This is a genomic window from Bacillus sp. PPSBB_2 (genome assembly GCF_045291115.1).
GTDB lineage: Bacteria > Bacillota > Bacilli > Bacillales > Bacillaceae_G > Bacillus_A > Bacillus_A cereus.
Window position 1 is genome coordinate 3,628,824 of record NZ_CP147983.1, and the last position, 13,364, is coordinate 3,642,187.

Sequence of the window (13,364 nt, forward strand, 5' to 3'; positions counted from 1 at the left end):
TTATGTAGTGCATTCACGACTACTTACTTCCATACTTTATCTTATATTTTGTCTTCTTGGATATTTCATTATAAGCTTCTTCAATTCCCTTGATTTCCTTCCCCTTCTTTTATCTTAAGAACAAGCAATTTCTTTCATTAATATTAAATAAACTAAAGCATAGATTTTAAAAGAACCTAATTTACATATAATTAATGATAAACTACAGTGTGTATTCTCCACGTTTAATCAGCATCTGAATTATAAATCTAACATATTTTTTTTTAGTTGATTGTCATTATGGTACAACCGTGTATACATTTACCAAACAAACTACATAGTTTAAATTAGTAAAATATATAGAGAGGAAGGAAATAAATCTATGAAAGTCATAATTTTGTGTGGCGGAAAAGGGCTTCGGATGCAAGGAATTTTAGAGGACATTCCCAAACCATTAGTTCGAGTTCAAGGAAAGCCTCTCCTCTTGCATATAATGAATTGGTATAGAAAATATGGACATTCTGATTTCATTTTACCCTTAGGATATAAAGGTGAGAAAATTAAGGAATATTTTATGGACTTTAGCTGGAAAGAGAATGACTTTAGTTTGAATTTTAAAACCAGTCAATATACGCTACTTCAGAAATTAGAAAATTGGAATATACACTTTATAGATACAGGAATTGATACAATGACCGGGGCAAGACTAAAAAAACTTGAATCCTTTGTACAGGGTGAAACCTTTTTATTAACTTATGGTGACGGATTAGCCAATATAGATATTGATCAACTAATAGCATTCCATAAAGAAAAAGGAAAAATTGCTACATTAACTGGAATTAAAAAAAATAGTCAATACGGCCTATTGGCGGTCGAAGATGGAATTGCTATTGATTTTAAAGAAAAACCATTACTTGATGAAGTAATTAATGGCGGTTTTTTTGTATTTAACAAAGAAATATTCAATTATTTAAGTAATAATGATGATTGTGTTCTAGAAGAAGATCCTCTTCGAAATTTAATAAAAGACAATGAGCTCGCCGTCTATGAACACAATGACTTTTGGGCTAGTGTCGATACACCTAAAGATTTAAAAACTGTAAATGAAAGTTGGAATCCAAATAAATTTTAGTGGAGAGGACTGAATAAGCATTGAACTCTAATGATAAAAAAATAAGTTTACCTCGATTGTACATCCCCTCTAATGAGAAAATAGTTAACCCACTTTCAACAGGAATTAAAGCTTCAAATCTCTCCAAAAAAAATACTCAAAAAAGAATTAATCCCCAATTCTATAATCAACAACATGATCTAAATAATCATTTCTGCGTCATTGTAGGTAGTGAGTATGTCTTGAAAATTATTGCTTTACAGCAATCATTAATGCAGTACTCAGAAAAATTCACATTGTGGATTTGTTGTATAGATCCTTTTGCATATTCACTATTAAAAGAAATGAGTTTAACTAATGTAAACCTTTTACAAGTTGAAGAATTAGAAGATCGTGAACTAAAAGCAATTAAGAGAAAAAGAAAAGTAAATGAATATTGTTGGACTTTAAAATCTGTCTTGATAGAATATTTATTGGTCAATTATGATTTACCATCTATTCTATATTGTGATGGTGATTTATGCTTTTTCTCTGACCCTAATATTATTTTTGAGGAATGGGGTGACCATTCTATCTTCCTAACCCCCCAAAGAGATCGTGATTGGGTAGAAAAAATGTACGGAAAATATCAGGCTGGTCTAATTGGATTTAAGAATGATCTCTATGGACTAAAAAGTGTAAGATGGTGGAAAAATAAATGTATAGATTGGTGCAGTGCCGAGGCTGAAGAGGGGAAATTTGGAGACCAAAAGTATTTAGATTATATCCCTATATATTTTCCAAAAGTAAAAATTTCAAATAACTTAGGTATAAATGCTGCGCCTTGGAACTGTATATATAATAACGATTATAAAATTGACAAGACTAAAAATGATATATTTATTGAAAACGACAAACTAGTTGTTTACCATTTTGCATGTATTACTATCTTTACTGAAAATGATTTTGATCTTTGGTCTTTGGGAGAAATTTCAATACCCAATAATATATTAAACCATATTTACACTCCGTATTTAGAGAGAATTCAATTTGTTTTAAAGCAATTAAAGGATAAATTCAATAAAGATACTAAACAATTTTTAAGTAAAAAAGATATAAATAAAGCTCAAACTTTATATAAAGATTCACAATTAAGAAGAAAAATGAATCAATCCAATCATTTTATGAACTTTTCCATGATTATAAGTAAAGAACGATTAATTCAAGGATTGACCTCTTATTATTCCTTAGAAAATTTCAACGCTAAATTTACTGTATGGATCTGTTGTATGGATGATCTAACTTATCAAATATTAGAGAAATTAAAATTAAAGCACGCCATACTAATTCCGGTAAAAGAAATTGAAAATCATGAACTCCTCAGTATAAAAAATGATAGAAGTTTACAAGAGTATTGTTGGACATTAAAAGCGCCCCTATGTCTACATGTCCTTAGTCTTTATCCGGAAGTTGATCACATTATATATTGTGATGCTGATATGTATTTCTTTACAGCACCTAATATCATTCTTGATGAGTGGTGGAAATACTCTGTATTCCTTTGCCCTCAAAGAAGCTCTACTGAAATTGAAAGCATACACGGTATATACCAAGCTGGTTTAGTAGGCTTCAAAAACGATCAAAATAGTAAAGAAATTTTAACATGGTGGAAAGATAAATGCCTAGAATATTGTAATAATCATTATGATGTTGAAATGGATAGATGGGGTGATCAAAAATATTTAAATCACATTCCTAACATCTTTTCTAATATAAAAATCATGACTCATAGAGGTATTGATGCAGCACCTTGGAATGTCATTTTAAATAGCAGTTCTATATCCAAAACAGATAATAAAGTTTTTATTGATCAAGATGAATTAATAGCTTTTCATTTTGGAAGTATGCAAATTATTAATCCAAATGAGTTCGATTTATGGAAACACGAAACTTTAGAATTACCTCCAGCAGTTTTAGATTATATATACATTCCTTATATTGAACAATTGAATAAGACATGTCATACCCTTCATAATACCTTTCAAAAACCTTCCTCCTCTTTATTTGCTGATCAAATTGATACAACAACAATAAAAAATTATTTTAAATACCCCTCCCCTCATCACAATTAAGACTGATACTTTCCTTATTTAAAAATAAATCTATTTATTTCAGCAACTAAAAATACATCTTAATAAAGGATAGATTATCACTATGATTGCTTCATTTAAAAATAAAACTTTCCTTATTACTGGTGGATACGGTTTTATTGGTTCTCACTTGGCACGAAGACTTTTAAATTTACAAGCAAAAATTGTTCTTTTCATAAGAACACCATCAAACTCTTGGAGACTAAAGGATATTCTAAAATATATTGAAACCTATGAAATAGATATACGAGATAAAAAACAAGTACAAGATGCAATAAAGAAAATTAATCCCGATTATATCTTTCACCTGGCAGCCTATGGTGTAAATTCTGCCCATACAGATTACATCCATGCTATAGAAACAAATGTTATAGGGACTTGTAACATTATTCAAGCAGCAAAATTGGTGAATTGTAAAAAAATCATCAATTTTGGGAGTAGTTCTGAATACGGTAACAAGATGGAACCTATTCATGAAAATATGTTACTAACTCCTGTGGATATCTATGGAAGTACCAAAGCTGCTGCTACTATACTCGCCCATCAAATTGCTAGCGAAAACAATATTAATCTTATAACATTAAGACCTTTTGGCATATTCGGAGAAGGCGAAGAGCCGCATAAAATTTTTAGCTATATAATCTTGCGAGTATTACAAAACAAAGATGTAAATTTAACTTTATGTAATCAATTAAGAGATTATTGTTATATAGAAAATGTAATAGATGCCTGTATCCTAGCAGTAGAAAATACTACTGTACAAAATGAAATTTTTAATATTGGGAGCGGCACTATTCACCCCTTGAAACATTATGTAGAATTATTATTCAAACATTTGAAAACCAATTCCAGACCAAATTACGGTGCAATTTCCTCTAGAACAAATGAAAGATGGGTTCCTGAAGCGGATGTGCAAAAAATAAAAAACTCTCTTTCCTGGGAACCTAGAATTAATATTGAAGAAGGAATTATAAAAACTGTTAATTGGTATAAAAATAATAAACATTTATACCTAACCCCCTAAAAATAGGGTACTAAAGGAGGTGGACTAATTGTTAAACCAAAACTTTAATAATGCTTTTTACGGAAAAACAATTTTAATTACTGGACATACTGGTTTTAAAGGTTCTTGGTTATCCCTATGGTTGAATGAATTAGGTGCTACTGTAATCGGATATTCATTAGATCCTAAAAATAAGAATGATAACTTTAACATTACTAACCTTCAAAATAATATAATTGATATTCGTGGAGACATTAGAGATTTTAATAAATTAAATAAGGTTTTTACAGATTATAAACCTGAAATTGTATTCCATTTAGCTGCCCAACCTCTAGTTAAGTATTCATATGAATATCCTAGAGAAACATACGAGGTAAACGTTGTAGGAACTATGAATGTACTAGAGGCAATTCGATTACATGAATCAGCTAAAATAGGAATCATGGTGACAAGTGACAAGTGCTATGAAAATAAAGAATGGCCTTGGGGTTATCGTGAAATTGACCCTATGGGCGGCCATGACATATATAGCTCAAGCAAAGGATGCTGCGAACTTTTAATTTCTTCCTATCGAAATTCTTACTTTTCAGAAGAAAACTTTTCTCAACACAAGAAAATAATTGCAAGCGTTCGAGCTGGTAATGTAATTGGTGGTGGTGATTGGTCAATAGATAGAATTATTCCTGATTGTATACGAGCATTAGAATCAAACAAAAACATTATTATTAGAAACCCTACTGCTATTAGACCCTGGCAACATGTACTAGAACCCTTAAGCGGGTATTTACTCCTTACAGAAAAAATTATAAATAATGGTATCCTTTATTCAGGAGCATGGAACTTCGGGCCATCCCTAAGCAATATTGTTTCAGTAGAAAAATTAGTGACCAGTTTACTAGATATTTGGGGCTGCGGGGATTGGACAGCAGAAAATATAGATCCAATAAATTTTCATGAAGCAAATTTACTAAACCTTGACATTAGCAAAGCAAAATTCAATCTTAATTGGCAGCCAAAATGGTCCCTACAACAGACTTTAGAAAATACAATAGAATGGTATAAACATTATAATTCTTACACCAGTTCTGAGATGAGAAATCTATGTATTAGCCAAATCAAACAATATTGCATGCTTTGAACTACTCCCACTTACCCATACTTGCTGTGAGTTCCTTATGGAGGGAGTCTTCTTGGTTAAAATAATAAAAGATACATTAATTTTTATAGTCTAAATTATAAACCTACTATACCTAAAATTATGTGATTGTCCATTAACAAAAATTTTATTTCTTCGGTTATTTCAAATCAACTATTGACATTATATTGAAGAATAAAGGAATCACGTATTTTTCTAGTGATTCCCTTGTTCTGAGAAAATAATGTCTTGCTTTAACGACAATACAGTATATGTGATTATTAATTTATTTGTTCTAGTTATGAAAAAATCTATTCCTGTCAAAAGAGCTTTCTTCAAAGAAAAACTTCCTTTTTTTCTACTTATCCTACTCGAAAAGTAAATAATGTTATTTTTCAGATAATTTCATCTACTATTTATAGAATTACACTGAGCTTTAACAAGTTTATGCTTATATATTGATTCTCTTATTTATTATCACCAATGTTGATGAATTTATGCATAGCTTATTCTATACACAAATAGCTTTTTGAATTATCTTTTCAGAATAAATAAAGGAGACTTTCTCTTTTATGCACTTTCCCCTTACCAGTCTTAAATTTCCCTTTAATCAACAATAAGAACAAATCTTCAATATAGTACATCTTCTTTGAACTACCCCCACTTTCACTTCGTTTAGAAGTGAGGGATTCCTAAGTAAAGAGTTCTATCGAACTCTAATTGATTAGGCTAACCCCGCAGTCCTTGCGGTTAGAAGCCTTATCGCTTCACTCTTTAGATTGATACTTGCGTTAATATCCCTATCATGGTGTGTACGACAAGAAGGACAGTCCCATTCACGTAGGTTTAGATTTTTAACGTCTTTATTTTGATATCCACAACAAGAACATAATTGGCTAGAAGCAAATGTTTTCGATACGACAATGACTTGTTTGCCATACCATTTTGCTTTGTATTCTAACATTGATCGAAATTGCAACCAAGATACCTCACTAATTGCTTTTGCTAACTTATGATTCTTTAACATATTCGATACTTGCAAATCCTCTATACCGATAACATCGTGGTTTTTGATGATTTCAGTTGAAATTTTGTCCAAGTAATCTTTTCTAGTATTTGATATGTATTCATGAATTCTAGCTACCTTTACTCGTTGTTTATTCCAGCGAGAAGATCCTTTCATTCTTCTAGAAAGAACACGCTGTGCTTTCGCCAACTTATCTTCTAATGATCGGAAAAATTTCGGATTTTCATAGTGTGTTCCATCTGACAAAATAGCGAAATCTTTTAGTCCTACATCTATTCCAATGTAAGAATGTGTTTTTGGAAGTTCTTGTACTTCTGTTTCAACTAATAGTGACACGAAATATCTACCAGAAGGGTTCTGTCTAACTGTAGCATTTACAATACGCCCCTCTACTTCGCGACTTTTGGCAAATCGAACAAGGCCTAGTTTCGGCAACTTTATTTTGTTCCCTACAACGGCAATGTTTTCATTTGTTTGTTTTGTGGTATAAGATTGTACGTTGTTCTTCTTAGATTTAAAGCGCGGTGCGCTGTTTTGTTTTTTGAAAAAGCGCGTATAAGCATCCGCAAGGTTGCGAACAGACGACTGAATCGCAATACTATCCACTTCTTTTAGCCAAACAAGCTCTTTCTTCATGGCAGGTAGTTTGGCAGAGCATATACCATAGGTCAAGCCTTTTCCTGTCTCTTTGTATGCGTGATCCCATAAGGATAAAAAATGATTGAATACAAAGCGAGAACACCCAATCGTTTTGTTGATTAGAATTGCTTGTGCTTGATTTGGATAGATACGAAACTTATAGGCTTTATTAATCATTATTTGATTCACCTCCATTTCGGTATATGACTATTATACACCAAACGTACATTCGATAGATAGTAGAGTAATACTTTCTATATGTCGAACAATTAAGATGGCTTCCTGCCATCTCTTGTTCGAGGCCAATTCATCTCCCACCTACTCACTGGACTGTGGCCCTTCACGCCCCTTGAGGAAGGAGTCTTCTTGGCTAAAATGATAAAATAAAATAAAACAAAACCATACGTAAGATAATTTTACTATTACAAATAATGACATAGTCTGTTTCACCTTTTACATTATCTAAAAAAGAACTTGTAGGAATTCTTACAAGTTCTTTTTTGTTTTCTTTATTGTCTTCTTATTTACATACGCAAGATTTATATATTTTATCGGATACATACTATATGTATCCGATAAAATAATTTAAAAATTAATATGTAATTGATCCGTTTTAAGAAAAGGAAATTTCATAAATCTTCAATCACAGTTTCTAAGTCCACCTGATAGAACGTATAAAGACTCATATCATCTTTTGATAATTTTTTGGATGTTTTATTCTAAGTATATTCGACACAAATTGATTGTTTTTTATGAATTTTCTTGAAAAATATTGTAATATCACTCCATTTTTTCTTCTATTTTGTTATGATGTTTATAATTAAATTGGATTAGGATTTTTTTAGAAAATGGGGGCGTATATTATGAGTGTTTCAGTAAAGGGAAATGAGCAATTAACCTCTCTATTGAACGACTGGTATCGAGCTATGCTATCTCAACAAGTTATAAAAGCTACTAATCTAAAAAAGAAAATTGATGAAAAAATTAATAAGTTAAGCATTGAGCCGGATCAAGAACATCAGGATCAAAATTTGTTACTATACTATTCACTACTCGAATTTCGTTACAAGGTCTTAACAGATAGCCTTGGTATTCAACAAAATAGTTTTGATACTATTAGCGATTATGATATGCCTACAGATCAATTTCTACAATTCTATTATCATTTTTTCAAATCCATTCATTCCACTTTTATATCTAATTATACTGAGGCAGAGGAACATTATAAACTAGCAGAAAAAATATTGGTAGCTATACCAGATGAAATTGAACATGCTGAATTTTACTATAGAATTGCTACTTTCTATCACCATACCTATAACAATCTCGCTTCTATCGAGTACGCAAATAAATCGAGAGCAATCTTTTCAAAGTACGAAGGTTATGAAGTAAAAACAGCCTTTTGTAATAGTTTGCTAGGTGGTTGCTGCATCTATTTAAAACAGTACGAACAAGCAGAAGAATATCTACATTGCGCAATTGATTTACTACAAAAAAATAGGGAAGAAGATTCCTTGTTATACGTAAAAAATACTATGGGGTGGCTGTATTCTGATCAAAGTATGTCTACTTTAGCTATTCGTCACCTTTCAGAAGTAACAGAGAAAATCCCTACACACTTCAAGGCCATCTTCCTACAAGCTAAGGAACATTATAAGTTAGGAGAACAATCAACGGCCAGCCAACTCATTGATAAGGGACTACAGATTTGTAGAGAAATTCATAACGAAGAATACACACACCACTTCTCTATTTTAAAAAAATTAAACGAAAATATTCCATTGGAAGAATTAGAAAAAATCATTCAAGAAGGAATCTTATACTTTGAGGAAGAAGAATTATGGGAATATGTTGTCGAATACGCCGAATTATTTGCCACAAAATGTAGACAATTAGAGAACCACCAAAAAGTAAGTGACTATTTCCATATTTGTTATCAAGCAAGACAAAAATCAATCGCAAAAGGAGTGTTAAAATAATGAAAAAAATTAGCTTATTATTATCAGGCATTGCTTTTATTGGGGTATTAACGGTGGGAATTTTTCAGTTTTCTAAAACAGATCAGCTTGCTACTCATGGGCATTATCCTGCTCCTTCATATAGTGTTGGCGATTATGGTGGTGCACCACCACAAATTTAATGTAAATGTATTTAAAAACCCTCCAAATGGAGGGTTTTTAAATGGCTTATCTGCCTGTTCAATACGCATAGAGAGTACATATTATACTTATTTACTATGTTATAAGATTTTTCATTTCCACTCTGTAACAAGATTCTAGCATTCTCTCCTAGAATCTCAACTTAAATCTCAAATCCACCAATTAACTCTTGAAGTTCTTCCGCCATCTGTGCTAATTGTATTGCTGAAGAATTTATCTCTTCCATAGAAGCATGTTGTTCCTCAGATGAACCAGCTATCGTTTGCATACTTGAAGAATTTTCTTTTACAGCCATAGCTATTTGATCAATCGATGTATCAACTTTCATTGCATCAGTTGTCATTTTATTTGATAGTTCTACCATACCATGCACTTTTGATACAATATCATTTGCAGATTTTGAAATCTCATAAAAACTTTGTTTTGTATCATTCGCAACCTTAATTCCCGACTGTACTTCTACGCCTACTTCATTCATAGCTTTTACAGTCTCATGTACGTCTGCTTGTATTTCCTTAATTAAACTTCCAATTTCCATTGAAGATTCGGATGATTGCTCCGCCAACTTTCTAACTTCATCAGCAACAATTGCAAACCCTCTCCCCTGTTCCCCAGCTCTAGCTGCTTCAATCGCTGCATTTAATGCTAATAAATTTGTTTGTTCCGCAATATTTTGAATCGCTTCTAATATACTGCCAATTTGCTGTGATTTCTTATCTAATAATTTTATGACATTATCGGATTGAGAAACAGAGTGATGGATAGACTGCATTTGTGTTACAGTTTGTTCTACTAATTGTTCACCTTCATTGGCTTTTTGTTTAGTGTATATGGATGAAGCCGATACTTCAGAAGCATTCTCAGCTACGTATTGAATATTTCGTGTTACCTCACCAATTAATTCAGCTCCAGACTCAACTTCATTATTTTGAACCTCTGCACTGTTCGAGATTTCTTCCATCTCTTTTGTAATTTGTTCTGTCGCAACACTTGCTTGCTCTACACTAGCAGTTAGTTCCTCAGAAGACGCAGCTACATGTCCTGCAGATGTGTTAATTTGAGAAATAATATTACGTAACGACTCTGCCATTGTATTGAAACTACCACCTAATTGACCAAGTTCATCCTTTGAACGAATATCTATTTTCTCGGTTAAATCTCCTTGACTAATTCTTTGAGCTGAAATGACTAATTATCTTAGTGGAGTAATTATAGATTTGAGTATGAATAGAATTACAATTCCACCTAACAATAATGAAGCACCTATTATAGTGAGCGTTTTATAAAAAATAGGATTGGTAGCTTCTTCAATTTCTTTCGTAGGCATTACGCCAGCTATTTTCCAACCTGTTTTTTTATTTGTCTTAAAGCTTATGTTTCGATCTTCACCATTGAGGCTATAAGTAATTACTCCATCTTCTGTCTTGTACAATTCATCTACTAAAGTTTTATCTAATTTCTCTCCAGGTTTTAGTGATGGATGAACAACTATAGTTTTATCTTGACTAACTATAGATACAAATCCTTACTTCCCAATTTTTATCATTTTGGATGTTTTTACGATATCTTTAATATTCAAATCTACGCCAATGACACCACTTTTATCTGCATTCTGCTTTGCAATTGCAATTACCATATTTCCTGTAGACTTTGATTTATATGGAGATGAAACAATAATCTCTCCATCTGCTTTTACTGCATCCTTATACCAACTGCTTTCTAGCGGATTAAACCCTTCTGGTATTTTTCCAACAGGTGCATGAATAAATTGATTGTTACTGGATGCCGTATAAATCGTTTCTATCTCTGGATGTAACTGTATATATTGATCAAATTTATTCTGTACATTTTGCGATTGTTCAGGATTATAATCCCCTTGTGTGAGTACCTTTGCAAAATGAGTGATATCTGTATGCTTATTTTCTAATTCATCATCAACAATCTTATCTAAAATACTTATATTATCTTTTGCTGATTGTAGAATTGTTTCATTAAGATCTGTTTTTGATTTATTATAAGATGATACTCCTACGATAAGGCTTGGTATAATTAATATTGCTATAAATGCCATAGACAACTTCGTTTTAAGCTTTATTTGCCCCAATCTTTCTTTTATATTAAACACTAGCTACTTCTCCTTTTCATTTTTACTACTTATATAGTTTATTTAAATTTTTCTCCTTTACTTTTCCACATTCATTTATGGTACCATTCGAAATGAAACCACAATTACATCCTATTATCCATACTTTATAATTTAGAGATTTAATTTTCACAGACAGAGTTTTATCTGTCCTCCTTTCGAATATGTTATTTTTCTAGATTCAGCAATTATTAGACTACGAATTATTCCAAATAAACTTGATGCAACATATACTTCATTTAAAAAATAATTATTGGATTTGTTTGGATAAAAATCTAGTTTAGCGCTAATCCAATCGGATGAAATTCTTACCATAATACATTCACTAAACATAAATAAGTAAATTTATTTCTTTTAATACTTATATTTAACTGCCTTTTAACCATTCTAACTGTATTATTTCATCGTTTTATCTATTTATTACAACCACTTTTGTTTTATTGAATCACTAAACTATAAATTCTAAATAGGAGAATAAAATAAATTAGAAAATTACATTGTAACACATATATATAAGTTGTTAATATTAAAATTTAAAACTTTACTATTTTTCATATGCAATATTACATGCGAAAAGCCATAATTTTTTTGTTATACTATGCATGTGGATTTTTCATCCAAAATCCACCCAAACGCATATTTATGTATATGCCACCCTAATTGATGAAAGTGAGAAGAGTGTTTATCATTTTTCTCACTTTTTTATTTAGGCTCTGTTAATATTGATTATTGATAAAAAGTATTAAATAAGGGAAGACACCTTAGAACCTGTCTAAAATCTTTTTAATAAAATCGCCACACCTGCCAATAAGCAACTTTGTCTACTATTTTCAAGCGTTCGCTCACAGTTCTTCCAAAGTCTGCGGTAATTTTCCAACCAAGCAAAGGTTCGTTCCACAATCCAGCGTTTTGGTAACACGACAAATTTGTGAAGTTCAGAGCGTTTGATGATTTCAACCGAGCAATCAATCGCTTCTTTTATCGATTGTGCAAAGGATGGCCCCGTATATCCACCATCACAAAGTATATTGGTCACTTTGTCCAATGCTTTTGTATGCCTTTTACACATTTGGATGGCACCCTCTCGGTCTGTTATATTCGCAGTTGTTACCTGAATCGCATGAATGAGACCGTTGGTATCTACAGCGATGTGTCTTTTGATACCTGAAACTTTCTTTCCGGCATCGTAGCCTTTTTCACCAGCTGTCCATGTGTTTTTCACACTTTGAGCATCTACGATGCAAAAACTCGTCTGCTTCTTCCATCCGTCTTGCTCACGATATGTTTCGACCAATTTTTTTATGCACTTTTTCGAGAAGACTTGTGTCATTCTCCTCTACTTTCCGCCAAATTTGATAGTAGGAATACACGGTTTTCCAGTTTGGAAAGTCACTTGGTAGATTGCGCCATTGGCAGCCTGTTGTGAGCAGGTACAGTACGCCACAGAATACTTCGTATAAATCTACTGTGCGTGGGCGCGTCGTTTTCCGTGCATTTTCTAAATCCTCTCGAATCACTTCAAACTGTTCACGAGTAATATTACTTGTATAATTGTGTATCATGGAAAACATCCTTTTTACATAGATTATACCAAAGATTTCAGACAGGTTCTTAGAGTTGGTGCTTCCCTTATTTGTTGATTATTCAAATCTAAAATAGGTATTTTCTAAACCTATTCTTTGCTTTAATGTTCTGCCCAAAGCATAATTATTTGGTAATTCTTTTTCAATGACACAAATAATATAACCTGCTTTTCCTGTTGTTAAATTAGTTAGTTGTAAGTAGTTAGTGTTGTCGTAGATATAAGAAATAATATATTCATAGAAATTATTTTCTTTATCTTCTCTATTCATACCAACATTGTACAACCTAACTCTTGCTCCTACCCAAATTTCCTCATCATCATCAACATTACTTAAAGGCATCCATTTCGAGTTATCCAATATTTCACCCTTTTCTTAATTCATTCGTTTATACACGAATGTTGCTAGACACAAACTATCATAAGCATCCGTCATTTCATTGATTAGACGACCACC

At 31.8% G+C, this 13,364-nt stretch carries 9 protein-coding genes and 1 pseudogene; 6 read left to right on the plus strand and 4 right to left on the minus strand.

Going from position 1 to position 13,364, the window contains the following annotated elements:
- The first annotated feature begins 361 nt into the window (after nt 1-361).
- From V6946_RS17990 to rfbG, 4 genes are all read left to right on the plus strand, one after another.
- On the plus strand, nt 362-1,111 hold the full coding sequence (locus tag V6946_RS17990) for a sugar phosphate nucleotidyltransferase (protein ID WP_000864434.1): 750 nt from the start codon (nt 362-364) through the stop codon (nt 1,109-1,111).
- 20 nt (nt 1,112-1,131) lie between these two features.
- Nucleotides 1,132-3,201, plus strand: coding sequence for a hypothetical protein (locus tag V6946_RS17995; protein WP_006922731.1), 2,070 nt, complete (start codon nt 1,132-1,134; stop codon nt 3,199-3,201).
- Between the two features lie 82 nt (nt 3,202-3,283).
- Nucleotides 3,284-4,243 (plus strand): NAD(P)-dependent oxidoreductase, encoded by a 960-nt coding sequence (locus V6946_RS18000; RefSeq protein WP_000561952.1) that lies wholly within the window; start codon nt 3,284-3,286, stop codon nt 4,241-4,243.
- Nucleotides 4,244-4,271: 28 nt separating this feature from the next.
- Nucleotides 4,272-5,360, plus strand: a complete 1,089-nt coding sequence (gene rfbG / locus V6946_RS18005; RefSeq protein ID WP_000934345.1) for a CDP-glucose 4,6-dehydratase — start codon at nt 4,272-4,274, stop codon at nt 5,358-5,360.
- A 721-nt stretch (nt 5,361-6,081) separates the two neighbouring features.
- Here the strand turns inward: rfbG and tnpB are convergent.
- On the minus strand, nt 6,082-7,200 hold the full coding sequence (tnpB, locus tag V6946_RS18010; RefSeq protein ID WP_006922732.1) for an IS200/IS605 family element RNA-guided endonuclease TnpB: 1,119 nt from the start codon (nt 7,198-7,200) through the stop codon (nt 6,082-6,084).
- A 686-nt stretch (nt 7,201-7,886) separates the two neighbouring features.
- Between tnpB and V6946_RS18015 the strand changes: the two genes are divergently transcribed.
- Nucleotides 7,887-9,002, plus strand: a complete 1,116-nt coding sequence (locus V6946_RS18015; protein ID WP_000116953.1) for a Rap family tetratricopeptide repeat protein — start codon at nt 7,887-7,889, stop codon at nt 9,000-9,002.
- A complete protein-coding gene (locus V6946_RS18020) occupies nt 9,002-9,163 on the plus strand; it encodes a hypothetical protein (RefSeq protein WP_000724107.1) in 162 nt (53 codons plus the stop codon). Before V6946_RS18015 ends, V6946_RS18020 begins: the two co-directional genes overlap by 1 nt.
- Before the next feature lie 161 nt (nt 9,164-9,324).
- Here V6946_RS18020 and V6946_RS18025 read toward each other — a convergent pair.
- The 3 genes and pseudogenes from V6946_RS18025 to V6946_RS18035 form a co-directional block, all read right to left on the minus strand.
- Nucleotides 9,325-11,307: pseudogene (locus V6946_RS18025) on the minus strand (methyl-accepting chemotaxis protein).
- A gap of 790 nt (nt 11,308-12,097) precedes the next feature.
- A protein-coding gene (locus tag V6946_RS18030; RefSeq protein WP_406622083.1) for an IS5 family transposase occupies nt 12,098-12,887 on the minus strand; the annotation gives its coding sequence in 2 pieces (ribosomal slippage) (nt 12,098-12,628 and nt 12,630-12,887; 789 coding nt in all).
- A gap of 78 nt (nt 12,888-12,965) precedes the next feature.
- Nucleotides 12,966-13,250 carry a hypothetical protein gene (locus tag V6946_RS18035; protein WP_002024558.1) on the minus strand — a complete coding sequence of 95 codons (285 nt, stop codon included), beginning with the start codon at nt 13,248-13,250 and terminating at the stop codon, nt 12,966-12,968.
- Nucleotides 13,251-13,364: the final 114 nt, after the last annotated feature.

Bases quoted from the DNA above. Each gene is read 5' to 3' on its own strand.
- V6946_RS17990 (WP_000864434.1), top strand. From the start codon at position 362: ATGAAAGTCATAATTTTGTGTGGCGGAAAAGGGCTTCGGATGCAAGGA.
- V6946_RS18000 (WP_000561952.1), top strand. From the start codon at position 3,284: ATGATTGCTTCATTTAAAAATAAAACTTTCCTTATTACTGGTGGATAC.
- tnpB (WP_006922732.1), bottom strand. From the start codon at position 7,200: ATGATTAATAAAGCCTATAAGTTTCGTATCTATCCAAATCAAGCACAA.
- V6946_RS18015 (WP_000116953.1), top strand. From the start codon at position 7,887: ATGAGTGTTTCAGTAAAGGGAAATGAGCAATTAACCTCTCTATTGAAC.
- V6946_RS18020 (WP_000724107.1), top strand. From the start codon at position 9,002: ATGAAAAAAATTAGCTTATTATTATCAGGCATTGCTTTTATTGGGGTA.
- V6946_RS18035 (WP_002024558.1), bottom strand. From the start codon at position 13,250: ATGCCTTTAAGTAATGTTGATGATGATGAGGAAATTTGGGTAGGAGCA.